The 25,753-nt window shown below is 69.9% G+C and carries 20 protein-coding genes and 3 pseudogenes; 10 read left to right on the top strand and 13 right to left on the bottom strand.

The genetic code is table 11. The annotated features are described in order from the left end of the window. Nucleotides 1-46: 46 nt before the first annotated feature. Nucleotides 47-1,396 (bottom strand): MDR family MFS transporter, encoded by a 1,350-nt coding sequence (locus JNO44_RS33185; RefSeq protein WP_205367552.1) that lies wholly within the window; start codon nucleotides 1,394-1,396, stop codon nucleotides 47-49. Nucleotides 1,397-2,008: 612 nt separating this feature from the next. Between JNO44_RS33185 and JNO44_RS33180 the strand changes: the two genes are divergently transcribed. From JNO44_RS33180 to JNO44_RS33155, 6 genes are all read left to right on the top strand, one after another. Continuing rightward, on the top strand, nucleotides 2,009-3,316 hold the full coding sequence (locus JNO44_RS33180) for a hydroxyacid-oxoacid transhydrogenase (protein ID WP_205367551.1): 1,308 nt from the start codon (nucleotides 2,009-2,011) through the stop codon (nucleotides 3,314-3,316). A gap of 48 nt (nucleotides 3,317-3,364) precedes the next feature. Next, nucleotides 3,365-4,822, top strand: coding sequence for an aldehyde dehydrogenase family protein (locus JNO44_RS33175; protein WP_240167765.1), 1,458 nt, complete (start codon nucleotides 3,365-3,367; stop codon nucleotides 4,820-4,822). A 208-nt stretch (nucleotides 4,823-5,030) separates the two neighbouring features. Continuing rightward, entirely contained in the window at nucleotides 5,031-5,462 is a 432-nt protein-coding gene (locus JNO44_RS33170) for a LuxR C-terminal-related transcriptional regulator (protein ID WP_205367548.1), read from the top strand. Between the two features lie 77 nt (nucleotides 5,463-5,539). Next, nucleotides 5,540-6,514, top strand: coding sequence for a GlxA family transcriptional regulator (locus JNO44_RS33165; RefSeq protein ID WP_205367546.1), 975 nt, complete (start codon nucleotides 5,540-5,542; stop codon nucleotides 6,512-6,514). 31 nt (nucleotides 6,515-6,545) lie between these two features. Next, nucleotides 6,546-7,595, top strand: coding sequence for an aspartate-semialdehyde dehydrogenase (locus JNO44_RS33160; RefSeq protein ID WP_205367544.1), 1,050 nt, complete (start codon nucleotides 6,546-6,548; stop codon nucleotides 7,593-7,595). After that, on the top strand, nucleotides 7,592-8,791 hold the full coding sequence (locus tag JNO44_RS33155) for an amino acid kinase family protein (RefSeq protein WP_205367543.1): 1,200 nt from the start codon (nucleotides 7,592-7,594) through the stop codon (nucleotides 8,789-8,791). Before JNO44_RS33160 ends, JNO44_RS33155 begins: the two co-directional genes overlap by 4 nt. A 133-nt stretch (nucleotides 8,792-8,924) precedes the next feature. On the opposite strand, the gene JNO44_RS33150 is transcribed toward JNO44_RS33155, so the two are convergent. The 4 genes from JNO44_RS33150 to JNO44_RS33135 all read right to left on the bottom strand — a co-directional run bounded on the left by JNO44_RS33150 (nucleotide 8,925) and on the right by JNO44_RS33135 (nucleotide 13,698). Next, on the bottom strand, nucleotides 8,925-9,611 hold the full coding sequence (locus tag JNO44_RS33150; protein WP_275695778.1) for a response regulator transcription factor: 687 nt from the start codon (nucleotides 9,609-9,611) through the stop codon (nucleotides 8,925-8,927). Then, entirely contained in the window at nucleotides 9,608-10,882 is a 1,275-nt protein-coding gene (locus tag JNO44_RS33145) for a sensor histidine kinase (protein ID WP_240167764.1), read from the bottom strand. Before JNO44_RS33145 ends, JNO44_RS33150 begins: the two co-directional genes overlap by 4 nt. Beyond that, nucleotides 10,879-11,874, bottom strand: coding sequence for a hypothetical protein (locus tag JNO44_RS33140; protein ID WP_240167763.1), 996 nt, complete (start codon nucleotides 11,872-11,874; stop codon nucleotides 10,879-10,881). Before JNO44_RS33140 ends, JNO44_RS33145 begins: the two co-directional genes overlap by 4 nt. A gap of 558 nt (nucleotides 11,875-12,432) precedes the next feature. Next, nucleotides 12,433-13,698 carry an MFS transporter gene (locus JNO44_RS33135; RefSeq protein ID WP_205367542.1) on the bottom strand — a complete coding sequence of 422 codons (1,266 nt, stop codon included), beginning with the start codon at nucleotides 13,696-13,698 and terminating at the stop codon, nucleotides 12,433-12,435. Nucleotides 13,699-13,794: 96 nt separating this feature from the next. Here JNO44_RS33135 and JNO44_RS33130 point away from each other — a divergent pair, with 96 nt between their 5' ends. Both JNO44_RS33130 and JNO44_RS33125 read left to right on the top strand, forming a co-directional pair. Continuing rightward, nucleotides 13,795-14,247: a winged helix-turn-helix transcriptional regulator gene (locus JNO44_RS33130; protein ID WP_205367541.1), complete on the top strand. Its 453-nt coding sequence runs from the start codon at nucleotides 13,795-13,797 to the stop codon at nucleotides 14,245-14,247. A 192-nt stretch (nucleotides 14,248-14,439) separates the two neighbouring features. After that, a complete protein-coding gene (locus tag JNO44_RS33125) occupies nucleotides 14,440-14,859 on the top strand; it encodes a hypothetical protein (RefSeq protein ID WP_205367540.1) in 420 nt (139 codons plus the stop codon). Between the two features lie 154 nt (nucleotides 14,860-15,013). Here JNO44_RS33125 and JNO44_RS33120 read toward each other — a convergent pair whose 3' ends face one another. The 3 genes from JNO44_RS33120 to JNO44_RS33110 all read right to left on the bottom strand — a co-directional run bounded on the left by JNO44_RS33120 (nucleotide 15,014) and on the right by JNO44_RS33110 (nucleotide 19,020). After that, nucleotides 15,014-17,149, bottom strand: coding sequence for an alpha/beta hydrolase (locus JNO44_RS33120; protein WP_205367539.1), 2,136 nt, complete (start codon nucleotides 17,147-17,149; stop codon nucleotides 15,014-15,016). 482 nt (nucleotides 17,150-17,631) lie between these two features. Then, nucleotides 17,632-18,192 carry a cysteine hydrolase family protein gene (locus tag JNO44_RS33115; protein WP_205367538.1) on the bottom strand — a complete coding sequence of 187 codons (561 nt, stop codon included), beginning with the start codon at nucleotides 18,190-18,192 and terminating at the stop codon, nucleotides 17,632-17,634. A gap of 300 nt (nucleotides 18,193-18,492) precedes the next feature. Further along, on the bottom strand, nucleotides 18,493-19,020 hold the full coding sequence (locus JNO44_RS33110; RefSeq protein WP_205367537.1) for a hypothetical protein: 528 nt from the start codon (nucleotides 19,018-19,020) through the stop codon (nucleotides 18,493-18,495). Nucleotides 19,021-19,124: 104 nt separating this feature from the next. On the opposite strand from JNO44_RS33110, the pseudogene JNO44_RS45265 reads away from it, so the two are divergent. Further along, nucleotides 19,125-19,637: pseudogene (locus JNO44_RS45265) on the top strand (hypothetical protein); the annotation flags it as partial. 176 nt (nucleotides 19,638-19,813) lie between these two features. On the opposite strand, the gene JNO44_RS33105 reads toward JNO44_RS45265, so the two are convergent. The 5 genes and pseudogenes from JNO44_RS33105 to JNO44_RS33085 form a co-directional block, all read right to left on the bottom strand. Next, nucleotides 19,814-20,863, bottom strand: coding sequence for a chitinase (locus JNO44_RS33105; protein ID WP_240167762.1), 1,050 nt, complete (start codon nucleotides 20,861-20,863; stop codon nucleotides 19,814-19,816). A 270-nt stretch (nucleotides 20,864-21,133) separates the two neighbouring features. Then, nucleotides 21,134-21,660, bottom strand: a pseudogene (locus tag JNO44_RS33100) (dienelactone hydrolase family protein); the annotation flags it as partial. 55 nt (nucleotides 21,661-21,715) lie between these two features. Further along, nucleotides 21,716-22,837, bottom strand: coding sequence for a cytochrome P450 (locus JNO44_RS33095; protein ID WP_338058616.1), 1,122 nt, complete (start codon nucleotides 22,835-22,837; stop codon nucleotides 21,716-21,718). Nucleotides 22,838-22,963: 126 nt separating this feature from the next. Further along, a pseudogene (locus JNO44_RS33090) lies at nucleotides 22,964-24,340 on the bottom strand (NAD(P)/FAD-dependent oxidoreductase); the annotation flags it as partial. Then, nucleotides 24,337-24,564: a ferredoxin gene (locus JNO44_RS33085; protein WP_205367536.1), complete on the bottom strand. Its 228-nt coding sequence runs from the start codon at nucleotides 24,562-24,564 to the stop codon at nucleotides 24,337-24,339. The gene JNO44_RS33085 and the pseudogene JNO44_RS33090, both read right to left, overlap by 4 nt. A gap of 589 nt (nucleotides 24,565-25,153) precedes the next feature. Here JNO44_RS33085 and JNO44_RS33080 point away from each other — a divergent pair. Next, nucleotides 25,154-25,711, top strand: a complete 558-nt coding sequence (locus JNO44_RS33080; RefSeq protein ID WP_205367534.1) for a GNAT family N-acetyltransferase — start codon at nucleotides 25,154-25,156, stop codon at nucleotides 25,709-25,711. Nucleotides 25,712-25,753: the final 42 nt, after the last annotated feature.

The following is a 25,753-nucleotide window of genomic DNA, read 5'->3' as shown; positions in this document are numbered from 1 at the left end:
CCCGCTGCTTGCGCGGTCTTCCGTTGGTGCGGATACGGCGCCTGTCCTAAGTTCCCGTACGGATCTCCGCATCGGCCGTTTCGGTATCGCCGGTCTCGCCCCTCTTGTCCTCGCCCCCCTTGTCGCTGTTCCTGTCCTTGTCCGCCGCGTCGGCCGGCGGACGCACCCCGCCCCATGCGGCGGCAGCGGCGATCGTCCCCACGATTCCGCAGCCGATCCAGAGCCCTTCCTGGAAGCGGTTCCAGATCATCACTCCGAAGAACGGGCCGATCGCGCTGCCGAGTCCGTACAGCGCGTTCGAGGCCCCCAGATAGCGTCCGCGCAGTCCGGGCGGGCCCGCCTGCGCGGGGTAGGCGAAGAACAGGGACGGATAGCCGATGATTTCGCCGAGCGACCAGACGAGGGTGGCGATCACGAGTGCGGCCACGCCCCAGGGCAGCGCGTACATGCTCATGCCGACGCCGGTCAGCAGCACACCGGTGATCACGGCGGTGCGGATCTTCCAGCGCTGCACCACCTTGGCGACGAGGAGTTCACAGGCGATGACGAGAAGGCCGTTCAGCGCGATCATCGCGGCGTAGACCTCGACGCCCATGTTCAGGTGCTGCACGGTCAGCGGCAGAGCCGAGATGTGCTGGATGTAGATGACGGAGCTGACGAACATCGCCAGCAGGAACAGCAGATAGCGGCGGTCGGCCAGGACCGACAGATACGAGGCTTTGGGCGCGTCCCCGCCGTCCCCCGCGCCGTCGTCCGCCGGCCCGGTCGTGTCCGGTGCGGCACGGTGCGGCAGGGTGGTCGCGGCGACCGCGGAGAAGATCACCACGGCCAGTGCCTCGCCCCAGAACAGGAAGTCCCAGGAGACCTTGACCAGCGCGGCGCCCAGCAGGGGCGCGGCCGTCGTGCCGAGGTTGATCGCCAGCCGGCCCATGGCGAAGATCATGACGTGCCGCTCGGTCGGCGTGAGGTCGCTGATCACGCTGGTGGAGGCGGGCTGATAGGCCATGCTGGCCGCACCGCTGACGCCGATGACCGCGAGGATGGCCCAGTAGTTGTCCAGATAGAGGACGCAGGGGAGCAGCACGGCCGACCCCAGCAGGGTGGACACGATCGTCAGCCGCGGTCCGAGCTTGTCGGACATCCAGCCCCCGACCAGCGTCCCGAGCACAGCTCCTCCGCCGTACACACCGAGCGCCGCACCTGCCTGGGTGTCGGAGAAGCCACGATGGGTCAGGTACAGCACCATGAAGACCTGCACGAAGCCGCCCAGCCGGTTGATCATGGTGCCGGCGAGCAGGGACTTCACCGCTGTGGGGGACTCGCGCCAGACCTGCCGCACTCCCGCGTGCCGTTTCCCGGCCCCGTCCGACGCTTTCGTCGCGTTGTTCTGTGCCATGCGACTCACTGTGCGGAAGGAGCGGCGAGCGCAACAGTGTCCGCACTGACGAGGAACCCCGAATTCCTGCCACTGCCGTACGGCGCGCCTGGTAGGCGTGGGGGAGCGGGAGCAGGGCGTGCCGCGAATCGTTGTCACGAGCTCCCTCCCCGTGGCGCAGTTCGTCAAGCAGTGGACGATCGCGATGTCGATGCCGTGCTGTTGCTGCCGTGGTGCGAACGGATGGCCGGGATCCACCCTTGCCGACATCGGCAGGGGGAGAATCTTGGCGCTGCGATCGTGATCCGGGCCGCGCTCCCGGACCGTGCAACTGCCGCCGCGGAGTGGACAGATGAAGGGCTTTCACGGCCCCCGGTGCACCGTCGGCCGGCCGCGCCGATCGTTGTTCCACAAGATTGTCGACCGTGACACCAGGGTGATCCAGCCATAGGACCAGAGTCCTATGGCGTGACCGAAATCGACTGTCTACCATGTCCTTCATCCGGTCGAATTCAGCATGATCGGCAATAATTTAGCCGAAGTCAGCTGAGATATTCCATTATGCGTCGTTGTACGCAATATTGTCGATCGACCGGAAATCCAAGTTCTAGCGAATGAAGGCGGGGGCGAACCGTGGAGTCGTTCGGGTGGGGCGGAAATGCGCCAGAGCAGGAACGTATCATCAGCTGGCAGGCCCCGCCGCTGAAATTCGGTGTCGGCGCCAGCCGGGAGATCGGCTACGAACTGCGCAAGGCCGGCATCACCTCGGTGCTGTTGGTGACCGATCCCGTCCTGGCCGGCCTCGGTCTGCCCGCCCGCATCGCCAAGCAGATCGAGCAGGAGGGGATCTCGGTCGCGCTGTTCGACCGGGCCCAGGTGGAACCCACCGACGAGAGCTGCGCCGAGGCGGCCCGTGAACTGGCGGCCCTCCAGGTCGACGGCTACGTCGGACTCGGCGGCGGCAGCTCGATCGACACCGCCAAGATGCTGAACCTGCTGTTGAGTTACCCCGGTCGCCCGGTACGCGACTACCTGAACGCCCCGATCGGCGCCGGATCCCCGATACCCGGCCCGCTCAAGCCGCTGATCGCGGTGCCCACCACGGCCGGCAGTGGAAGCGAGTGCACCGCCATGGTCGCCCTCGGCGTCACGGACCTGAACGTCAAAACCGGGATCAGCGATCCGCGGCTGCTGCCCTCCCTGGCACTGGTCGACCCGGCGAACACCCTGACACTGCCCCCGGCCGTCACCGCCTCGTCCGGGTACGACGTCCTGACGCACGCCTGCGAGTCGTACACCGCACGCGCCTACGACCGGCGCCCGCCCTATCCCACGCCGGCGGACCGCCCCCTGTACATCGGCGCCAACCCGATCAGCGACATCTGGGCGGAACAGGCACTGGAACTGGTGGGCCGCTACCTCAGACGGGCCGTGCTCAACCCCGCCGATCTGGAAGCCCGTACGGGAATGAGCCGGGCCGCGAGCTTCGCGGGCATGGGATTCGGCAACGCCGGAACCCACATTCCGCATGCCTGCGCCTATCCCATCGCCGGACTGGTCCGCGACTACCGGCCGGACGGCTACCAAGTCGACCACGCCATGGTCCCGCACGGAGCCGCAGTCGTCTCCACCGCGGCGGCGGCGTTCGAGTTCACCTATCCGACTTCTCCCGAACGCCACCTGCGTGCTGCGGAGTTGCTCGGTGCGAACCTCAACGGAGTGACCACGGCCAACGGTTCGGACGTGCTGCCGGCGACGCTGCTGAGCATCGTGGCGGACACCGGAGGACCCGCAGGTCTGGGGGACTTCGGCTACAGCGTCAAGGACGTGCCCGAACTCGTCGAGGGCGCCCTCAAGCAGCAGCGGCTGCTGGTGTGCTGCCCGCGTGACGTCGCATCGCGCGATCTCGAAAGGGTCATCGTCGGCTCGATGACGGGCTGACGGCGAAGCAACGCCACCACCCCCCACGTCAAGGAGCTGGATATATCCGTGAGTGAAGCAGGATTACCGGAGCACGCGGCTGTCATCGCGGGGAAGAGAGTGCCCACCCAACGGTGGATCGACGTCCTCGATCCGTCGAACGCCCGCCCCTTCGCACGTGTCGCCCGGTGCGGTCCAGCCGAGGTCCAGTCGGCTGTGGACGCTGCCAGGCACGCATACGAGTCGGTGTGGCGGTTCACGACACCGGTGGAGCGCTCCCAGGTCTGCCGGCGCATCGCCGACGCCCTGCGCGGCGAGCGCGAGGAACTGGCCCGGTTGGAGACCCTCGACACCGGCAAGCCGATCAGCCAGTCGCTGACGGACGTCGACGTCGCCGCGCGGTACTTCGACTTCTACGCCAACGCGATCGAGTCCCTCGGTGGCGAAACGATCCAGCAGCGGCCGGACCGACTGGCCTTCACGCTGCGCGAACCATACGGCGTGTGCGGGCACATCATCCCGTGGAACTACCCGCTGCAGATCGCCGCCAGGACCCTGGCCCCGGCCCTCGCCGCGGGCAACTGCTGTGTCCTCAAGCCCGCCGAGGACGCGCCGTTGACCTCGCTCCGCCTGGCCGACCTCGTCGAAGGGGCGGGACTCCCGGCGGGCGTCCTCAACGTCGTACCGGGCTACGGGGCGGAAGCGGGAGCCGCGCTCGCCGCGCACCCCGACGTGGACCGCATCGCGTTCACCGGCTCGCGGGAGGTCGGCGAGGCCGTCATGGCCGCGGCCGCGCGGAACATCGTGCCCGTCACCCTCGAACTGGGCGGAAAATCACCGCAGTTGGTGCTCCCCGACTACGACGCCGCGCGGGCGGTGCCGCAGATCGTGGAGGCGATCACGGAGCACGCCGGACAGAACTGCAGCGCCGGAAGCCGCCTGCTCGTCCACCGGTCCGTGCACGACGAACTGGTGGCCGCCCTCGCGGAGAGGTTCCGCGCCCTGCGCATCGGCCCGGGCATCGACGATTCCGACATGGGACCGCTCATCTCCGCGAAGCAGCGCGAGCGGGTCCTCGCCCACCTGGCCGAGGGCCGCCGGGACGCCGAGGTCGTCGTCGGCGGCGGAGTGCCCGAAGGGGAGGCGTACGCCGAGGGCTTCTACGTGGAGCCCACCCTCCTCGACCGGGTGACGCCCCGGCACCGTGTCTTCAACGAGGAGATCTTCGGCCCGGTCCTGTGCGTGTCGGCCTTCGACACGCTGGACGAGGCGGTCGCACTGGCGGAACACACCACGTACGGGCTGGCCGCCGGAATCTGGACGTCCGACGTGACCACGGCCCACTGGCTCGCCGGGCGGTTGAGGGTGGGCCAGGTGTTCGTGAACGACTACAGCGCGGCCGGGGGAGTCGAGTTGCCGTTCGGCGGCTACCGGCGCTCTGGAATCGGCGTGGAGAAGGGGCTGGAGGCGCTGCGCGAATACACGCGGTGCAAGACGGTGGCGATCCACACGCGGATTCCCGTCTGACCCGTTCCCCCGACCCGCCCGCACCGTCCCCCGAGCCCCGCGGAGAGGCCCGAGCTTTGCGGAGGAACCCGAGCATTACGGAGAAGCGCGATTCGATCCATCCATATCGGCGGAGGGAGTTCTTCGAATGTCACGTGTTGCGCGAGGGCCCGTTGCGGACTTGAGGGATCAGCGGTGCTGCGAGTTCTGCGGTGCACCGTCGCGGCCCGTGGCCGCCCTGACCGAAGCGGTCGCCGACATGTACAAGGCGCTCGGCGAGGCACAGGATGCGCTCGAAGCCCAGGAGCAGCTGATAGAGAACTTACGGGCGGCCGCGGGGTCGTCCCCCTCCGAGGGGGTCCTCGCGGCCCGGGCGGCGCTCGACCTCCTGACGGCCCGTGAGCGCCAGATTCTGGTGCTCATCTCCCAGGGGAATTCCAATCGCCGCGTCGCCAGGGCGCTCGGAATTTCCGAGAAGACGGTGAAGAACCATTTGTCGGCCGTCTTCACGAAGGCCGGCGTATCCGACCGCACGCAAGCTGTCGTATTGGGAATCCGGGGCGGGATCGTCTCCCTCGACGGGGCCTTCAACGACGCCTCACCACCCATGAGACCCACGAGTTCGACTGCGGGAATCCCCACCGATTCAGGTCCATGCTGAGATTATGAGGGCCGATCCGGCCATGGAACAGCGTGAGGACTGTCAGAACCCCACGCATTACTGCCACATTGGGTCCCATGCTGAAGAACGTAGCCGCCGTCCTGCTCGACAACGTTCATCCATTCGAGCTGGGTGTCATATGCGAAGTGTTCGGGATCGATCGACGGGAGGAGGGGCTGCCCGCGTACGACTTCGCGCTCGTCGCCGCGGAGTCCTCGTCGGTGCGGGCGGTGCCCGGATTCACCATCAGCACGCCCTACGGTCTGGACCGGCTGGAGGACGCCGACCTCATCGCCATCCCGGTCGGCGACGACTTCCACACCAGGGACTTCCCTCCCGCCCTGCTGGAGGCCCTGCGCCAGGCGGTGGCCCGCGGGGTCCGGGTGGTGAGCGTCTGCGTCGGCGCCTTCGTCCTGGGCGCCGCCGGGCTGCTCGACGGACGACGCTGCACCACGCACTGGCGGTACGCCGAGGCACTCGCCGAGCGCTACCCCAAGGCCCAGGTCGAACCGGGAGTGCTCTACGTGGACGAGGACCCGATCCTCACCTCGGCCGGCACGTCGGCGGGCATCGACGCCTGCCTCCATCTGGTGCGCAAGCTCCAGGGCAGCGACGTCGCCAACGCCATCGCCCGGCGGATGGTGGTGCCCCCGCACCGGGAAGGCGGCCAGGCCCAGTACATCGAGCGACCGGTCGCCCACTACGGGGAGGACGGCGTACGCGAGGTGATGGTCTGGGCCGAGCAGCACCTGGACCAGGAGATCAGCGTCGAACAGCTCTCGGCACGGGCCTGTATGTCGCCGCGCACCTTCGCCCGCCGCTTCCGGACGGAGACGGGGACCACCCCCTACCGCTGGCTGCTGGCACAGCGGTTGCTCAACGCCCAGCGGCTGTTGGAGAACACCGACGAGACGATGGAGGTGATCGCGGCCCGTACGGGATTCGCCAACGCGGCGGCCCTGCGGTACCAGTTCGTGCGGTCCCTCAACACCACCCCCAACGCTTACCGGCGTGCCTTCCGGGGGCGGTTGTCCGACATCACCAGACAATGAGCCCCGCGTGGGGCCCAACAGGAGGACGTACATGCTGCGCATCGCGGTAGTGGGGGCCACCGGAGCGGTGGGCCGGGAGTGCCTGGCCCTGCTCGACGGCGGGATCGTGCCGGTGGAACAGGTGGTGCCCGTCGGCTCGGCGCGCAGCCTCGGCCGGGACCTGGGCAACGAACTGGGGCTCTCGCTGCCCATGGCGCAGCTGGTGACGCTCGACGACCTGGACCCCGCCGGCCTGGACGTCGCCGTCTTCTCCGCGGGCGCGGAGATCAGCGCCCGCGAGGCGGAGCGGCTGGCCTCGGCCGGGGTACTGGTCGTCGACAACAGCTCCGCCTTCCGGATGCGCCCCGACGTGCCCCTCGTCGTACCGCAGGTCAACCCCGGTGCGCTCGACGACCGGCCGGGACCGAACCTCGTGGCCAACCCCAACTGCTCGACCATCCAGCTGGTGCGCGCCCTGAAGCCGCTGCACGAACTGGCCGGCCTGGAGGACGTCGTGGTGGCCACCTACCAGGCGGCGTCCGGCGGCGGAGTGCGCGGCCTGCGGGAACTCGCCGAGGGGTCCAGGGCCATCCTGGACGACCCCCGGGCGCAAGGCACCCCCGGTGGACGCTTCGGACAGCCGCTGTCCTTCAACCTCGTGCCCGAGATAGGACTTCAGGACGACACCGGGCTCACGCACGAGGAGCGCAAGCTCGTCCGCGAACCGCGCAAGATCCTCGGCCTGCCGGACCTGCGGGTGAGCGCCACCGCGGTGCGGGTACCGGTCTTCGACTGCCACTCCGAGGCCGTGCACGTCAGACTGCGGGAACCGGTCACGACCGAGTCCGTCGAGGCGGCCCTGGCCGCGACACCCGGCTTACGGTCCTACGGCCGGTCGCAGAGCCCCTCGTACCCCATGCCCCGCACCGTCTTCGCCCGACCCGAGGACCGCGCCCTGGTCCACGTCGGGCGCATCCGCGTCGAGCCGGAGGACGACCGGGCGGCGGCGCTCTGGGTGGTCGCCGACAACCTGTGGGTGGGGGCGGCGCTCAACGCGCTGCAGATCGTCGAACTCGGCCTGAAGAACGGGTGGCTCGGATGACGACCCGCCGCACCTCCGACGGGCGTCCGCTGGTGCTGAAGTTCGGTGGTTCGGCCTTCGCCGACCTCGACGGCTACCACCGGGTGGCCCGGTACGCGGTCCGCCGCGTCACCGAGGAGAAGCGCCCGCTGGTCGTGGTGGCGAGCGCCATGTCCGGGACGACGGGCAGGCTCCAGCAGACCCTGGACGCCCTGGTCGAGGACCCGCCGGCGGACGCCGCCGCGATGCTGCTGACCACCGGCGAGACGGTGAGCGTCGCCCTGCTGGCCGCCGCGCTCGACGCCGAAGGCGTGACGGCCCGCCCCCTCCCGGCGGCGGGCACCGGGCTCCTCGCCGAGGGACCGGGCGACCGGGCCAGACTCGTCTCGGCCACCCCCGGGACGCTGGCCGAGGCCCTGGCCGACTGTCCGGTCGTGGTCGTCCCCGGTGGCCAGGCGGTCGACGCGGACGGACGGACGGTGATGCTGGGCCGCAACAGCTCGGACCTCTCGGCGGTGGCGGCGGCCGCCGCGCTGGGCGCCGACACCTGCGAACTCTTCTCCGACGTGCCCGGCGTGTGCACCGCCGACCCCTACCTGGTCCCGGAGGCCCGCACCCTGTCCCGGATCAGCTATGAGGGAGCGCGCCGGATGTCCCGGCACGGCGCCAAGGTCGTCCATGAGGGCGCCGTGGACTGGGCGGAGCGCGGCGGAGTGCGGCTGCTGTGCCGCCCCTTTCCCTGGTACGAGGGCCCGGACGGCGGAACCGCCGTGGGTACGGGCCCGGAGGCGGCCGCCGTCGTCGTACACAAGAACAGCGACGTGTGGTGCTTCAGGTCCGCGCGGGAACGCCGGGCGGCGGGGGGACGCCTGTGGGCCGATGGCCTGGCCGTCGTGGAGTTCGACACCGCGGGCGAGGCATGTCTGACCGTGCCGACCGCAGTGCGGGGCGTGGCCCGGCACCTGCGGGCCGCGCGCCGTCTCGACGACCTGTGCCTGGTCACCACGCTGTGGCCGGACGGCAGCACGGAGCACACCGTGGTCCCGCGCCCCGAGGCCGCGGCCGAAGCCCGCCGGCGCCACGCCCTGCTCTACCCGGACCCCGGGAACACCCCTGGACCGGCCGTCCCCCCACCGGTCAAGGCCCGCTCCCCGCACAGCGACGTCCTGGTCGGCCCGACCCGGCCACGGCCCACCGAGAACTGCCCACTGACCTGACCTGATCTGACCCGACCTGACCTGGCCTGCGCCGGGCCGGGAGAGCACCGCGCGCCACCGGACGCCACGATGATCTGCGCGGTCGAACTGACGGCGGCGACACGGCGACCTGCGCGCCCGCTACCCGGCCCGGTCAGCCCGGTGACACGAATCCGCACTCGTAGGCGGCGATGACCGCCTGGGTGCGGTCCCGGACGCCCAGCTTGGCCAGCACCCCTGCCACATGCGTCTTGACCGTGGCTGCCCCCACTGTCATCCGCTGGGCGATTTCGGTGTTCGACAGGCCCTGCGCCATCAGGTGCAGCACCTCCACCTCGCGCTCGGAGAGGCGCTCGCGCAGCCGCTCCGCCTCTGCGCGCGAGCCCTGCCGATTGGTGTGCGTATGAGCCAGGGCGCGGATGGCGGTGGGGAACAGGAGCGTGTCGGTGCGGGCCACCAGACGTACGGCCTGGACGAGTTCGTCGGCATGCGCGCGTTTGAGGAGGAAGCCGGAGGCGCCCGCGCGGAGTGCGTCGTATACGTAGCTGTCGTTCTCGAAGGTGGTGAGGACGATGATGCGTGGCGGGTTGTCGGTGCCTGCCAGGATGCACTCGGTGGCGCGGATGCCGTCGATCTGGGGCATGCGCACGTCCATCAGCACGATGTCCGGGCGCAGTTCGCGGACGAGGGGGACTGCTTGGGCGCCGGTGGCGGCCTCGCCGACGACCTCGATGTCCGGTTCGGTGCCGAGGATGGCGCGCAGGGCGGTGCGGACCATCTGCTCGTCGTCGGCCAGGACGATCCGGATCGGCGGTGTGTCCGGCCGGGTCGGGGCGGTCACTGGGCGCTGCCGCTCAGGGGGAGGCGTACGGCCAGTCGCCACACACCGCCGTGCTCGCCGAAGAGGGCTTCGCCGCGCAGCAGTCGGGCTCGTTCGGCGATGCCGGGCAGCCCCCGGCCGCCGCCGCGACGGCGGGGCGCGGGCCCGGTGGTGGGCTCGATCGGGTTTTCCACGTCGATCTCCAATGCGTCGTCGTGCACTGCGATACGCAGTCGGATGGGTGCCTGGTCCGCGTGGCGCAGGGCGTTGCCCAGTCCTTCTTGGACGATGCGGTACGCCTCGCGGGAGACGACCGGTGGTATCCGGTCCAGGGCCGTGGGCGCGTCGAGGGTGAGGGCGGCGCCTGCCGCGCGGGTGCGTTCGAGCAGCGCGTCCAGGCCGGTGAGGGTCGGTGCCGGTGCGGTGTCGGTCGGGCCTTCCTCGCGCAAGAGCCCCAGTACGGTGTCGAGTTCGCCGACCGCCTCGCGGGTCGTGGTCTCGATCGCGGCCAGTGCCTGCCGGACGAACTCCAGGTCGACGTCGAGGACTCTGCGCGCTGCGACTGCCTGTAGCGTCACCGCGCTGAGCGCATGTCCGACGGAGTCGTGCAGTTCCCGCGCCAGTCGGTTGCGCAGCGCCAACTGCATCGCGTGCTGCTCGGCCGCCGCCAGTCGGTCGGCGGCCGTCGGCCCCAACAGGACGGGCGCGCAGCGCGCCAGCAGCGCACCCGCCGCCCAGGACAGGGCCACGACCCCGGCCAGCAGCCCGATGCCGGCCAGCGGCGCCAGCAGCCACCACGACGCTCCCGAGCGCCCCAGGCCCCACGGCATCCGTCCGCCGCCCAGCATCCCGGTGACCGGCACCGCGATCAGCATCAGGGCCAGGGGCGGCACGGCCAGCGACACTCCGCTGACGAGGCCGCCAGTCAGCAGGTGCAGTGTGTACCACAGGGCCGTCCGCCCCCTGGCCGCCCAGGATCTGCTCGGCCCCGTCTCCAGCCCGGCTCCCGGCACCCCGCACAGTGCCCGCGCCGGCCCGCTCACAAGGGGCCGCACCAGCGGGTGGAGTGCGGTGGCGGCGCCGGGTATCAGCGCGAGCGCGAAGGTGGTGAACTGCCAGCCCAGGGAGGTGGAGAGGAAGCCGCCCGACTCCGGCCAGACGACCGCCACCAGGACGTTCGTCACGAGGTAGTACGGCATCAACAGTGCCCCGCCCAGGAGCAGATGCACCCAGCGCAGCCGTGCGCGGCGGCCCAGGGCGGCGGCCACCAGGCCCTGCACGGGTCGTGTCACGAGGTACGCGGGGCGCCGGCCCGCCCGTTGAGGAAGCGGGCACCGGCCGTGAGTACGAGCAGTCCGACGAACATCTGCACAGCGTAAGTGAGGAGCATGAGTGGAGTGGCGGCCCGATCGCCGTGCGAGGGCCCGGTCACCGCCGCAAGCAGCAGCCAACCGCCCCAGCAGCCGGTCGCCGCCGAACCCACCCCCGCGAGCAGCAGCGGTACACGCAAGGCCAGCGCCGCCCCCGCCCGCCGGGCGAGGAGCAGCGCCAGGCCCGCCACGGTGGCACCCGTGTACAGCACATAGGCCGCGTCCTGCACCGCGGAATCGGCGTCGTACTGCGCGGCCAAGGTGTCCGGCAACCCCGTGTGCACACCGCACGCCCACAGCAGGTGCACCGCCATCGGCAGCACCGCCAGACCAGCCGCCACCAGCGCCGCCGGCCGCTGCCCTCGCCCGACCGGCCGGGCACCCACGTCGCCGAGCCGCCCCTGCCACATGTGTCCCCAGCGCTCGCAGGCATACAGCACGAACAGGGCGCCCAGGGCCAACCCCTGGAGGATGAACCCGCCGTACACGAGGTCGAAGACCCAACCCTCCAGGAACGCACCGTTGTCCCCGGACGATCCCGAAGCGGTGCCACCGAGCGCCCCGACCAGCAACTGGGCCGGGAATCCCACCATGATGGGCGTCAGCAGCCCAACCGCGCCCCACATCGGCAGGGCCAACAGCCACGACGGGACGCGCCTGCCCCAGGGCTTGGTGAGGACCAGGGCCAGGACGACGACGGAAACGTCCATCAGCACCGTGGCCGCATTGACCAGCCTGAGCGACGTGCCGTCGCTGAGCAGCGCACTGCCCTCGGGGATGCCGACGGTACTGCCCGCGATCCAGGCGACCTTGAGCGACAGATAGGGCACGCAGGCGGCGATGGCCACCCAGCGCAGGATCCGGCGGACGGCGGCCCGGCCGGTACGGGGAACGGTCTGTGTCATTCGACTCATGCGTCCAGCCTTCCGCGCTGCCGCACCGTGCGCCTCGACTCGCAGGACCAACCCGCTCCGCCGCACGGCGGAAGACCCCTCATCCCCACAGCCGACGAATCTCGTACCGACAGAGGGCAGTTGACCGAGCACGACGCCGGGACGCCCCTCCTGTGCGACGTGGCAACGGCGCTGCCGCCGACATCACCACCGCGCCTTCCCGAACTCATACCGCCGAGGGGAGTCGACCGGGCCGACGATGCGCTCAGTCCGGCGCCGTTGACGATGGCGCCCCGGCTGAAGCCCCCGAGCCGGCCCCTGCAGCTGGAAAGCGAGGCCCGCCTCGAACAGCTCGCCACGTCCGCGTTGCCTTCGCTCCGGCGACGAAGAACTCCTGGCCGCCGGGCGGCTCACGCGCGCCCGACGCGACCAGGAGATCTCTTCAAGACACGCGCCCCGCCTCACACTCCGACGACGTCCCGGACACCCCGCCGACCAACGTGTGCCCGGCCTCCGAACCGGGTCCGCACCGTTTTCTGATCCACGGTGTGCCCGTCACCCAACGTTCGACGCGACCGCTCAGGCTTCGCTGCGAGCGGCCGCCTCGGTGGCGCGCTCCGGAGCGCCGCGTCGCGTGAACGCCCACAGCACGAGCCCCAGGCAGCTGAAGGCGGCCCCCAGCGCGCAGACGGCGCCCCAGCCGGCCGCCGTGTAGAGGGAGGTCGCGGCGATGGCGCCGGTGGCGCTGCCGATCGAGTAGAAGACCATGTATCCGCCGATCAGTCTGCTGCCCGCCTCCGGGTGCAGCGCGTAGATCAGGGTCTGGTTGGTGACATGGACCGCCTGCACGGCGAGGTCGAGGAGGATCACCCCGACGACCAGGGCCCACAGCGAGCTGCGGGTGAAGGCCAGCGGCAACCACGAGGCGGCGAGCAGCGCCAGGGCAATGCCGGTGGTCCGCCGGGAGAGTCCGCGGTCGTTCAGGCGGCCCGCCACGGTCGCGGCCAGGGCGCCGGCGACTCCGATCAGCCCCAACGCCCCGATCGCACTGTGCGGCAGGAAATACGGGGCCTCGCTGAGGGGCAGCGCGATGCTGCTCCACAGGGTGCTGAAGGCGGCGAAGACCAGCAGGCCGAACAGGGCCCGGAGCCGCAGCAGTCGTTCCCGTGCGAACAGGGTGAGGGTGGAGCGCAGGAGCTGCCCGTAGCGCAGGGTTGTCGGCGGAGCGTCACTGTGGCGCGGCAGCACCCGGTACAGGACCAGGGCGAGCACGGCGGTGAACGACGCCGAGGCGAGGTAGACGGAGCGCCAGCCCGCGAGATCGGCCATGAGGCCGGATACGGTGCGGGCGAGCAGGATTCCGATGACCACGCCGCTGGTGACCAGACCGACGACCCGTCCGCGCCCGGCGGGCGGGGCCAGTGACGCCGCGAAGGCCACCAACGTCTGTGTGACGACTGCGAGAAGTCCCGTCGCGGCCATGCCCGCGAGCAGGATCGCCGCAGTGTGGGCGGCGGCCACCACGGCCAACGCCACCACCAGGAGCAGTAACTGGGCCACGATGAGCCGTCTGCGGTCGGTCACGTCGCCCAGCGGCACCAGGAAGAAGAGTCCCAGCCCGTATCCGACTTGCGTGAGGGTCACCACGCTGCCGACAAGCGCCGGGCTCATGGCCAGGTCGTGGCCCATGGTCACCAACAGCGGCTGGGAGAAGTAGACGTTGGCCACCGCGGCCCCGCAGGCGACGGCGAACAGTATGACGACGCCACGGGACAGGACGAATGAGGAACGTCCCCCGCTCGGAGCCTCGGTCTGTTGTGTCACAGCCTCACCATTGCCAGGCATCAGCACTCCTCCGGATATCTGGTTTCAACTTGCTACCAGCGCAGACGGTAGCTTTCTTGGTAGCATGTTGCAACCAATGTGAGAGCGAGGGACGCCATGGTGACCAGGACGCGCTTCGACGACAGTGAATGTCCCGTCGCCCGGTCGGTGGACGCGATCGGCGACTGGTGGTCCCTGCTGATCGTGCGGGACGCCTTCGATGGAAGCCGGCGCTTCGGGGAGTTCCAACGCAGCCTCGGAGTGGCGAAGAACATCCTCACCGCGCGTCTGCGCACCCTGGTCGCCGGCGGCGTCCTCGAATCCGTCCCCGCCTCCGACGGCAGCGCCTACCGCGAGTACGTACTGACCCCGAAGGGCCAGGCGCTCTTCCCCGTCATCGTGGCGCTGCGACAGTGGGGCGAACAGCACTTCTTCGCCCCCGACGAACCACACTCACAGCTGGTCGACCGCCGCCAGGGACATCGCCTCCGCCCACTGGAAGTGCTGTCTGCGGACGGGCGGCGACTGAACCCCGACGACACCGCCGTCCACAAGATCTCCACCCACTGACCCGAGCCGAACACCCGACGCCGACACGCCGCTCCACCGAAAAATGACGCAACGCGGGGCAACGGCGCTTCCCCGTTCGCCGTCTCACAGGATGCATCGGCGAGTTGATACGGCGCCTGCGGGCCGAGGAACGGCTTCGCCTCCCTGCCCTATTCACCGCTGCCGAGCGCAAGACCATCCGAAGGGGGAGACATGGCGATGGCGATGGGCGTTCTCAACCGACGTGCCGCGCGTGCGGCCGTCGTCGCGGCAGTGGGCATCTCCGCACTCGGGCTGAGCGCGGTGACGGCTTCCGCGAAGATCAGCTATGAATTCAAGGCGAGCCCGCACACCGTGAAGGCCGGCGCGCGCATCCACGTGAAGGGGTACGCCTCGAACGACGACGACCTCTTCCAGAAGTTCTGTGTGCAGCAGCGACAGGCCACCGGAACCTGGCACACGGTGAAGTGCGCTCATGGCGCGGTCTTCGACGGCGGCGCGGTCGACACATGGGTCCGGGCGAACCACCGTGGCACGCTGCAGTTCCGCGGTGCGCTGTACGAGACGACCTGGAACTCGAACAAGCTCCACCTGCAGATGGTCACGCCCACCGAGACCGTCAAGGTGCGCTGACCGGGCCTTCGTCGAGAACGCTCGACCTTGGGCGCGACGGGCCAGCTGATGCAGCTGGCCTCAGACATGCCGACGTGGCCCGTCGTAGGCGTGCTCCAGCCGTCGCGCCGGCTGCTGGAGCTCGCCTGTGCACGGGCGCATGGGATCGCTTGGCTCACGGTGGGGGGAGGGTGCCGCGCAGTGGGGTGTCTCCTGCAGTGCCTGTCACGGACGCCGGGGTGCGGGGAGTGAGGGTGTTCCAGGTGACGTCGAGGGTGACGTCGGAGTCGGAGCCGGTGGTGGCGGCAGTTTCGGTGCCGGAGTCGCTGTCGGGCGTGATTCTCAGGTGCGCGGTGACGGTGCCGTTGGTGCGGTCCCATGTTGCGGTGCCGTTGACGGTGGCGTCGGTCACCCAGCGGATGTCGGTGAGGGTGAAGTGCGCTTGGGGAGCGCCGGTGACGGTCAAGGTGCCGCCGCGCAGTCCGGTGTCGCGATCGTGGGTCAGGTAGCCGCTTCGGACGATCGAGTCGCCGACGGCCGATGCGCCGACGGAGGCCGCGCGCAGAGCGCCTGGGCGGGCCTGGTTGCCGGGCGCGGGGGTTGCGGGGGTGGTGTCGGCGAGGCGGGTGGGGTAGTCGGCGAGGGCGGGGATGGCGGGGGTGTGCCGGGTGCAGGACACGTCCAGGTGCTTCAGGTCGGCCGGGTTGCGCAGGAATTGGCGGTAGAGGGACTGTCCGCACGCTTCCGGTCCCGGCCGGGTCCGTTCGGGCATGGCGGTGATGTGGGTGACGTTGGGCACGGTGATGAACCGGGCGGAGCGCCCGAGTTGGGCTGCGACGCGTCGGCCGCCGGCGGTGGGGGTGAGGGAGTCGAGATCGCCGCCGAGGACGAGGGCCGGCAGGGTCGGGGGCACCAGGGGCGGGTGGGTCGTGATGGGGGTGTGCGTACGTTGGGGGGCCGGCCAGTTGAGGCAGCCGTCGTAGGCGTTGGTGTAGGCGTTGACGGTCGTCCACTCGGCAGCGGTGAAGGGAGCGAAGGTGCCGGCGGGTTGGGCGGCGATCCGGTTCTGGAGTTGGCGGGCGCGCTCGGTGCTCGGGCTGGTCATGGCGAACAGCTGCGGATAGTCGGTGCAGGCCACGGCGAAGTACAGGGTGCTGGAGAAGTCCGGGGGCGGCGCGTTGGTCCCGTCGTGGGCGGTGGTCTGTTCGGCCAGGCGGAGCAGCGGGACACTGTCGCCCCTGGTGAGAAGTGCGTGGGCCGAGGCTTGCAGGCTCCGGTAGATCCCTGGGTCGGAGCCCGCGTCGTTGACCAGGTCGACCAGAGTGGTCACGGTGACCGTTACGGCGGTGGGCTCTCCGTCGAGGCCGGTGGTGGTGCCGGTGAGCGGTGCGGTGCGCAGGCGGGCGGCCAGGGCGGAGAGGAGGGTCCACGCGTCGGTGGAGGTGTGGGCGGCGCACTGCGGCGAACGTCGGCAAACAGCGGCGAAGGCGTCGCGGGCGGAGGTAACGCCGCTGGTGTACCAGGGGTCCAGGCCGAGGACTTCGTAGGTGGCGTCCAGGGTGAGGGAACGGAGCAGGGACGGGTGCCGTGCGGCGAAGACCTGGGCGAACCAACTGCCGTAGGAGTCGCCGTAGAGGTCGACGCCGGAAACGCCGAGCCGGGTGAGGACATCGGCGAGGTCCTGGGCGGAGTCGGCGGACCCGAAGAGCTCGGAGGCGTGGATCCATCTGCCGTCGGGGCGCTTCCAGGTGTGATCGAGCCGGTCGCCGCAGGCGCCGACGGTCCGCGCGAAGTCGGGCCCTGAGGGCTGGTCCGCGTAGTGCTCCAGGTCGGGGCAGGTGAGGGCCTGTGAGCGGCCCGTTCCGCGCAGGTCGAACAGCAGCAGGTTCCGGCTGTCCCGAAGCGGCCCGAGCATCTCCAGGTAGGCACTGCGGGAGTGGCGCGTCGCCCAGCCGGGGCCACCGTCGACCACGACCGCGGTGCCCTGGGGCCGTCCGGTGGCCGGTACCCACTCGAAGCCGACGTCGATGGTCGGGCTGTCGGGGGCCCGGCGGTCCAACGGGAGTGCGGCGGTTCCGCACCAGCCGCTCGGGGGCTGTTCGCACGGGGTGAGTTGGAGGGAGCCGAGGCGGAGTCCGGGGCTCGTTCCACCGGTGGTGGCATGGGACGGCGGGGCGAGCATTGCTCCGAGGAGGGCGAGGGCGGCCGCGAGGACGGCGACGGCGAAGAGACCGCGGTGGTGCGGTGTCCGGCGGATCACGGTGGAACGTTGGTAGGAAGGGCGGTTGGTGGCATCGGCGGCAACGGTCATGTGGATCCTCTGGGGCGGCCTCGGTGCGGCTACGAGTCGGCGCTGCACGCAGTGCCGGCTGGTCGAGCACATCCCCCGGCTCATCTATGCCCGACGCGGCGGCATCAACTCGCACTGGGGGAAGCCGGTGTGAGGAGCGACGGAATGCCGCCGCGTGCCCGCCGGGCTCGGGCGATCGAGCCCCTGCATTCGCGAAGTAGCCGGCCAGCAAGGCTCGTTGAGAGAATTCGTTTCGTAGCTACGCACCCGCTGCCCACGACTCCCTTCCGTCGAGCCCGGGAGCAGCGGCCGGACGCCGGGGCGGGGGAGCGGTCTTGAGCTGGAGCGCGGTCGCTTCTCGCGCGCCGGGCGGAGCGGGGTGGCCGATTGGTGCGTGCGTGCGCGTCACGCTGGTGCCCTGGCCGGCCCTCCCCGTGGCGACAGGGAAGGCCGGCAGGCCCGCCGGAGTTGATGGTTGAAGTGGCTGTGCGTCTGGCTTGTTGCTATTGGGGTGTGATGGTGGTGAGCCAGTTGTTGATGGTGGTGACGTCCGCCCATTGCGGGAACAGTTGCTCGATCAGCATGTGGTGTATGCGTGGGTCGGTGTCGAGACAGCCGTCGGAGAGGACGGTGAGGTTGAAGTCGAGGTCGTTGGCTTGGCACAGGGTGTAGAGCACTACCGCGCTGGTGGCGATGCCGGTGAGTACGAGGCTGTCGGTTCCGCGTGCTCTGAGGACCATGTCGAGGTCGCTGCCGGAGAAGGCACTTGCTCGTTTCTTGGTGACCACGATGTCGCCGGGCTGGGGTGCCACGTCGGGGTGGATCTCGGTGCCTGGGGCGCCTTCGACGTAGAGGCCGGCCTGTGCGATGGCGGCGAGGGCTCTGTTGTGCGCCCCGACTTCAGGGAAGCCGGGGCGCAAGGCGATGACCACGTAGATCACGGGGATGTTCGCGGCCCTGGCTCCCTCGATTGCCTTGCGCAGGCGTGGCAGATAGCCGGAGCCGTCGTCGGCGATGTCGACGATGGCCTGTTGGACGTCCATCACGAGAAGGGCGGTGCTCATGTCGCCTCCAGGAACGAAGTTGATTGGGCGTGGGAACGGATGAGGTCTTCCGCGTTCGTATTCAGCCTGCCTGCCTGCCTCCGCCGATCGTCGCCGCTCATCCCGTTCCACCGACGGTGAGGTGGAAGGAAGGCGCGGGCGCGGCAGCGGGCGTGCGCAGCGTCATGGATCCGCGTGGCCAGCCCGATGCGTGACCAGCCCTCTGCGTGCCCCGTCCGACAGCAGCGGCTCGATCCGCGCCCACGCGTACCAGTTGACGACATGCCCGAACCATCGATCGACCGATCCCAACGAAGCCGCCTACGGCGTCGGCAGGCTCCATTCCCCCGAATGGCCGGGCGGGAGCGCGAGGTCGCGCCGAACAGCCGCGTAATACCCCTCTCGCGCGGCGCGCTGCTGCACAAGCATGGCCGACCAGGTCTCGGGGCTGTGCGTCCGGTCTCGCAGGAACCGTTCCATGTCCATGACCGTGACGACCCATTCCCGTGCCTTCGTCACCACGTCGGGGCTGCCGAGCATGAGTAGCGCCTCTCCAGCGGGATCCCGGGCATCGGTTGCGTTGGTCAGATGCGGAGCGGCCTCCTCGGGCGACAAGGGGTGCGGATGAGGATCGTTGCCCAGGTGGGCCGCAACGCGATAGGTCAGGGTGACGGTCTGCTTGAGCACCCTCGCGTATTCAGCGTAGACCGCCAGCCGGCGCTCCTCCCAACGAGCTGTCTGCTCACGCCGGAAGCGGGCTTGATCGCCACGAGTGACTGCCAAGTATGAGCCGATGGCACCGATGATGACCCCGACCAGTGCGGGAAGCTGTTGTATGAACGCGGACATGATCCCAAGCTACCGGCCCGTAGTCGCGACAGCGCACCGTTCCCGGGCGAACTGTGCGCGATCGCTGCCAGCCCCCCGGCTCCCGAGGTCACACCGCCTGCACCATGGGGCCGTTGTCGCACTTCAACCAGTTCGGCAACCGCCCGCTCACCGTCCCGCGGCCCTACGACCCATGCCGTCCCGCGCAGCTTCAGGTGGCCCGCGTGGGGCGGACCCATAAGTTACTGACCGGTTGGAGTGCTGGAAAACCGCAGGTGGCACCCAGGAAACCAGCCCTGAATCCGGAGCCCCGGCGGCCCCAAGCACACCTTCCCGGGCGTTGTTCCGGCATGGTCTGGATGCTGGCCGCCTCCCTGCTGATGGCGTCCGTGATCGTCGTGCCACTGGTGCTTTCCGGCGCGCGACGCATGGTGCTGCGCACCGGCCGTCCCAGGTGGTTGCGAGGGCTTGTGCGCACATTGACGACGGGCGGTGGCGGCACCGGTGCGGTGGCGGCCCTCGCCGATGAGCTGGCTGCCGCATTGAACCCGAACAAGCGGGTGGAGATCGAGCAGCGCCGCACGGAGCAGTTGGTCCGTCATGACAGCGAGACCGGTGCACGGCCACACGTCACCGGGGTGGACCTCCGCGGGGCCGGGCCGTCATCAGGCGCCGCTAGACCTCTCACGAGGGCCGTCAACGGCCTTGCGCGGGACGGAGATCGAGGATCCTGTCGACCTCGGCCGGTGTGTCGGCGGCGTCCCCGGCCGAGTGCAGGAGCGCACCCTCGACGACGCGCCGGCCACAGCGGGCGTCAGCCGTTGCTGAGTGCGTCGGTGAAGGCGAACGGCGATTGGGCGACGCCGCTGCACACCGGCGAGGAAGCCGGCCTCATGATGCGCGCGGGGTCCATGCCGCCATCGGCCAACGTCTGGGCCTTCGCAGCCGCGCCGCACGCTTGGTCGCGGCTGACGGACCAGTAGGACATCCGGCCGACCCCGTTGCTCGCCGCCCAGCTCGCCACCGAAGCGGCGTCGGCCAGGCTGAAGGTGGAGCCGTCGTCGTTCACGCCGATCATCGGGGTGATGCCGAGGTTGGCGTAGGTGTAGCCGGAGTCCACGGACTGCATCTGCGCCAGGGTGGCCTTGCCCGCGCTGATCGCGGCCGCGCCCATGTCGGTGCCGGTCCCCTGCCCGTAGTCCATCGTCATGATGTTGACGTTGTCCAGCTTCACACCGGCCGCCTTGGCGGCCTTGAGCACGTTGACCCCGTCGGCGGTCAGGCCGGTGGGCATCACCGGCAGCGTCACCGAGGCGGTCAGCCCGGAGTTACTCGCCTTGAGGTCCCTGATCGCGGTCATCTGCCGAGCCACGCCCGCGGTGTCCGCGACGGCCGCGCCCTCGATGTCGAAGTCCAGGGAGTCGGTGCCGTAGGCGGTGAGTTCCTTCTGGTAGCCCGCGTCGATCTGGCTCTGGTCGGTGCAGGTGAAGGCCAGCGGTTCACCGCTTGCTCCGCCGGAGGAGATGATCACGTTGGCGCCCTCGGCCTTGGCCTTGGCGATCTCCGGGTCGACGTTCGGGTCGTTGCCGACGGGCAGCGTGTCGCCCCAGATGTTGTTGCAACCGGCGCCGATGGTGAAAGCGGCGGTGTAGGTCTTCACGCCATGGCTGGTGATGGCCGCATCGAGCTGGCTCTCGGCGGAGTTGCTCATGTCCACGAACGGGGCGAACTGTCCCGCGTCAAGGTGGGCCGTCGGGCGGATCGCCTGCAGGTGCGTGGTGTCCGCGCTGGCGGCGGTGATTCCGAGGGTGGACAACGCTCCGGCGGCTGCCGCCGCCAGGGCTATGCGGGGGGATTTCCTCATCAGGTGTCCGGTCCTTCCGTGGGGGAGGAAGAAAAAGCATGACCGTTCACCGACACAAGCTGGACTAGACCAAGGCTGCCGTCAAGAGCTCTGAAGGCCGCAACCATCCCACCTTTACAACGGCTTGGGGCGTTTCTGAAGCCGAGGTTGCCGTTGGCACGGAGAGCGAGGTGTCCTCCGCGATCAGCACGGCGGAGGCCGGCGCCGATGATCGTGACGGGAGGGTGCATGGGGTGGTGCTTCGCCGGAGAACCGGGCGCCGAAGTCCGGCGCACCGCGACCGGCGATGGGCGGGTCTTCCGACCCGACCCCGGCCCACACCTTGCAGCGAATGCGCGCCGCCTCGCCCGGTCGGCCAGTGGTCAGGGCGTTGACCGTCCCGATCACGCGCAGGTCGACGCCGTCGCGCCCGAGTTCCAACACGATGGCGCCGCCGGTGCCATAGCCGATGCCGGCGATCCGGTCGGGGTCCGTCCGCGGTTCGGCGCGCAACACGTCCAGCGCCGCGTGGCCGATGCCCCGCATCCGGTCGGGGTCGGCGAGCAGGGGGGCACACGCGCCAGTATTTCCTCGGGGTCGGTGAACCAGCGCCCGCCGTGGAGGTCGAAGGCCAGCGCCACGTACCCCAGTTCGGCGAGGGCGTCGGCCCGGCGGCGCTGGAAGTCGTTCAGGCCCGGCCCCTCGGGCCCGATCAGGACTGCGGGCCGGCGGCCGACACCGGCGGGGAGCGCGAGGTGACCGATCATCGTCAGGCCGTCGGCCGGGTATGCGACCGTGCGCGTTGTGACCGTCGTCATGAGACTGGACTGTAGCGACTGTCGAACCCGGTCGGGCCTGCCCTCGGCTGCCGCGTCAACCGTGCCCCTGCTCGACGTCCAGATGGATCGGGCCCCGAAGAACGGGGCTGGGCCGGTACGGCGGCGGGTCGGCGACCAGCCTGGGGCGGTCGAGCCGGCGCACCAACTCGGTCAGCGCGATCTGGGTTTCCCGCCGGGCCAGCGGGCCGCCGAAACACAGGTGGATGCCGCTGCCGAACCCCAGGTGCTGGTTGTCCGGCCGATCCGGGTCGAAGCGGTCCGGATCGTGGAAGCGCTTCGGGTCGCGGCTGCCCGAGGCCAGCATGAGCATGACCTGCGAGCCTTGGGGGATGACGGTGTCGGCGACGGTGAGGTCGCTGTACGTCGTCCGCCAGGGAATGATGTGCACGGGGGGCTCGTAGCGCAGCAGTTCCTCGACCAGCGGCACCACGAGGTCCGGTTCGTCGCGCAGTCGCTGCAGCACCTGCGGGTGGCGCAGCAGCGTCAGCATGCCGTTGGTGATGAGGTTGACGACGGTCTCGTGGCCGGCTATGAGGAACAGTCTGGCGGTGGCGACGATTTCGGCGTCGGCCATCCGACCGTCGGGCCCGTCGTCGTTGGCCAGCCGCGACAGCAGGCCGTCTCCCGGCCGGCCGTGGCTCCGTTCCACCAGCTCACTGAGGCACTGGAGCAAGTCCTTACGGGCCTGTACGCCCTTGTCCAGTTTCTCCTTCGGGTCGGTCTCGGGGTTGTAGTCGATCGAGTGCATGATGTCGTGCACCCAGCGGTGGAACCTCGGCTCGTCCTCGTACGGCACGCCGAGCAAGCGACAGGTCACGGTTACGGGGAGCGGGAAGGCGAAATCATCGACGATGTCGATCCGTTCCCTGCCCGCCAAGTCGTCGATCAGGCCACCGACGGTGGCGGTCACGAAGCCGTCAAGCCCGGTCACCAGCCCAGGGGTGTGCGGGGGGCCGAACTGACGCATCGCCATACGCCGCAGACGATCGTGCTCGGGCGCGTCCATGTGGATGAACGACGACGTGGCACCTCCCTCGGGTGCGGGCGGCGGACGCGACAGATTGCGCAGGTCGGAACTCAGATGCGGGTCGTTCAGTACGTCCGTGATCTCGCGATGGGTGCTGATGACGTAGCTGCCGTCCTCCTGCCGAGCCACCGGCGTCTTGCGCAACTCGGCATACAGCGGGTAAGGGTCGGCCCGGGCGGAGTAGTCGAAGATCCGTTGCAGCGTGCCGGGCGTCCCGGTCGTGGTCGTCCGGCCTTCCCCCTGCCGATGCCGGTGCACGGTCGTGACGCGGCGCTCACCCGGGTCATGGTCTGCGACGACCGCCGTGGCGCCCTGCGCGAGCAGGGCGGGGCCGGGGAAGTCGACGGGCACCGGTTTCCTGTCGGCCGGCTGGTCCGGCGTCGGGCACGAGGGCGGGAAAGGCGCGGCCGTCTCGATCAACCGTCGGTAGTAGTCAAGCCACTTACCGTTGTTGAAGCTCACGGCAGCCGTGACGCGGCCCCGATAGCCATATGCGGTGACGAAACGGCGGTCGTCCGGCGATCCCTGGGTGACGACCACCTCGTCGGCGAAGGTCGGCACGCCGACGGACTTGATGTTGACGCCGAACTGGATCGACCAGAACAGCGGGATGGACAGGTGGGGCCGGCGGTCCGCCCGGGCACTGACCATGTTGTGTGCCGCGACCCCTGCCTGCTCCACGGCGTTGGCCCAGTGCTCCAGCGAGATGAGCCGGTCTTCGTAGAGGGGGTTCGGGCAACGTGCCACGTCTCCCGCGGCGAAGACGTCGTCGGTGACGCGGCCGTTGATGTCGAGGGCGCGGCAGCCCGTGTCACAGGTGATTCCCCATACGCCCGCCGCCAGTCCCGACTCCCGCAGCCACTCGGTGTTGCGGATGCTTCCGAGCGCCACCACCGCCACTTCGGCGTCGACCGTACTGCCGTCGTCGAAGTGAGCACGGCGAAACCGTCCCTGCGCGTCGCCCTCCAGCCGGGCGACCTCGACACCGCACCGCAGGTCGACACCGTGAGCGCGCTGCATGTCGGCCGCAACCTCGCCGATCATGGTGCCGAGCGCCCCGACCAGCGGGGCCGGCGCGAGTTCGGCGACGGTCACCGGGATGTCCCGCTCGCGGCAGACGGAGGCGATCTCGGAGCCGGTGAATCCCGCACCGATGACCAGCACACGGGAGGGCCCGGCGGCGAGGGCCCGCTGCAGGCTCTCGGCATGCTCACGGGTACGTACGACGAACACCCCGTCCAGGGCCGCCTCGGACTCGACGAACCACGGCCGGGCTCGTACCCCGGTGGAGATCAGCACCCGGTCGTAGGGAACCTCGCGTCCGTCGGCGAGACGCACGTGGTGCGCCGCGAGGTCCAGCCCGCTGGCGGGCACACCCAGCAGCCACTCCGCATCGATGTCACGACGGCGGGGCAAAGCGGTGCCCCCGGCCGGCACCCACCCGGTCAGTACCTGCTTGGACAGGGGAGGCCGGTCGTAGGGCTCGCCCAACTCGTCACCGATCATGGTCAACGATCCGGTGAAACCCTCGTCCCGCAGAGCCTCCGCGGCCCGCAGCCCCGCCAGCGAAGCCCCGACGACCACGATGCGGCCATCGCGCCTGAACGCACGCAGGTCGTCGGCACCGGTCATGACGGGGACGCCTCCGCCGGTGCGTGCCGCGCCTCCAACCGGTCGACCAGGATCGCCTGGACCGGACAGGCCGCCGCGGCGCGTAGCACCTGGTCGCGCTGGGCGTCGTCGGGGTTCGGGGTGTACATGAGCGCTTCCTCACCGTGCATCCGGAACGCCTCCGGAGCCAGGAACGCGCACTGCGCATACCCCACACATCGGGAGAGATCAACGACAACTTTCACCCCGGCCTCCACAGGGAGTGGGAGCTGCAGACCCTTGAGCCAGCGCCACTCCGGCGCGCAACGAGGGAGGACCCGGCCGCTGCCCACCCCTGCGAAGTGCGAAGGGGTGCACCGCGCTCGTCGGGCCCCATGGAAAAATTGATGATCGCGGCTAAGGCGATCGGCGCCTGACCAGGGACGTATCCCTGGTTGCGGCTGCATTTTGGTTACCCAAGCGGCGCTCTTTTGGATTGCCGTTTCGACGGAAACCGTGGGGCACGGTGCGCCGGAAAACCGTCACAAAATCAGCGTAACAGCGGCACCGATACCGGCGAGTCCGATGGCCCGGGAGGCGACCGCCCGACATCCAACGAACTCCTTAAAGCGGTGACTGGGACGGGCGCTTGGCCGGGCCATGGAAACCCCGTCGATCGCGTGGTCAGGCTCCGACGACGGGATCCCGACGTTCACGCAGTCGGACTTGCGCCCGCTGCGCGACCCCGCGGCTCGGGACGAGGACGACGATCAGCGGTGAGACGGAGCACGGCGGGCAACGCCTGCCTCGGCGTGCCTGTCGGCCTCGCGCACACAGCAGCGTTCAAATAAGGGCATGGCATCGTCCTGGACCGGAAATCGGGTACGCCTGCGCGCTGTCGAGCCCGAAGACTGGACGGCGTTCGCGCGTTTCGCCGACGATGACGAGCCGCGAGGGGGCCGGCTGGATCTGCCGCGGTCCGCCGAGAGCTACCGTGCCCGGGCGAAGGAGCAGGCCGTTGCCGAGTGCGATGACGACCGCTTCCGGTTGGCGGTCGAAGCGAAGGTCACGGGAGAGCTGGTCGGTACAGTCGGCTCACATCGCACCGGCCGTCGCTCAGGCTGGTTCGAGTTCGACATCACCATCGGCGCCGGCCACCGGCGCAAGGGCTACGCGGCGGAAGCCGTGGTGCTGCTGCTGCGCTTCATGTTCGCCGAGCGGCGCTACCACAAGTGCCTGGCGGCGGTTTTGGCCCACAACGAGGCATCGCTGGCACTCTTCCGTGGGCTCGGCTTCACCGAGGAGGGGCGCTTGCGGGAACACGTCTTCTTCGCCGGCCGGCACCACGACCTCGTCATGATGGGCATGCTCGTCAACGAGTTCGACAGGCGACACGCGATGAGCGAACCATGAGCCGGTGATCCGAGCGCGTGTGGAACGGCACTCGGACTTGAT

It is taken from the genome of Streptomyces noursei, assembly GCF_016917755.1.
In the GTDB taxonomy this organism is placed as follows: Bacteria; Actinomycetota; Actinomycetes; order Streptomycetales; family Streptomycetaceae; genus Streptomyces; species Streptomyces yunnanensis.
This window is presented reverse-complemented; position numbering and strand designations above follow the sequence as displayed.

Bases quoted from the DNA above. Each gene is read 5' to 3' on its own strand.
- JNO44_RS33185 (WP_205367552.1), bottom strand. From the start codon at position 1,396: ATGGCACAGAACAACGCGACGAAAGCGTCGGACGGGGCCGGGAAACGG.
- JNO44_RS33165 (WP_205367546.1), top strand. From the start codon at position 5,540: ATGCTGAAGAACGTAGCCGCCGTCCTGCTCGACAACGTTCATCCATTC.
- JNO44_RS33160 (WP_205367544.1), top strand. From the start codon at position 6,546: ATGCTGCGCATCGCGGTAGTGGGGGCCACCGGAGCGGTGGGCCGGGAG.
- JNO44_RS33155 (WP_205367543.1), top strand. From the start codon at position 7,592: ATGACGACCCGCCGCACCTCCGACGGGCGTCCGCTGGTGCTGAAGTTC.
- JNO44_RS33140 (WP_240167763.1), bottom strand. From the start codon at position 11,874: ATGAGTCGAATGACACAGACCGTTCCCCGTACCGGCCGGGCCGCCGTC.
- JNO44_RS33135 (WP_205367542.1), bottom strand. From the start codon at position 13,698: ATGCCTGGCAATGGTGAGGCTGTGACACAACAGACCGAGGCTCCGAGC.
- JNO44_RS33130 (WP_205367541.1), top strand. From the start codon at position 13,795: ATGGTGACCAGGACGCGCTTCGACGACAGTGAATGTCCCGTCGCCCGG.
- JNO44_RS33125 (WP_205367540.1), top strand. From the start codon at position 14,440: ATGGCGATGGCGATGGGCGTTCTCAACCGACGTGCCGCGCGTGCGGCC.
- JNO44_RS33120 (WP_205367539.1), bottom strand. From the start codon at position 17,149: ATGACCGTTGCCGCCGATGCCACCAACCGCCCTTCCTACCAACGTTCC.
- JNO44_RS33115 (WP_205367538.1), bottom strand. From the start codon at position 18,192: ATGAGCACCGCCCTTCTCGTGATGGACGTCCAACAGGCCATCGTCGAC.
- JNO44_RS33110 (WP_205367537.1), bottom strand. From the start codon at position 19,020: ATGTCCGCGTTCATACAACAGCTTCCCGCACTGGTCGGGGTCATCATC.
- JNO44_RS33105 (WP_240167762.1), bottom strand. From the start codon at position 20,863: ATGAGGAAATCCCCCCGCATAGCCCTGGCGGCGGCAGCCGCCGGAGCG.
- JNO44_RS33080 (WP_205367534.1), top strand. From the start codon at position 25,154: ATGGCATCGTCCTGGACCGGAAATCGGGTACGCCTGCGCGCTGTCGAG.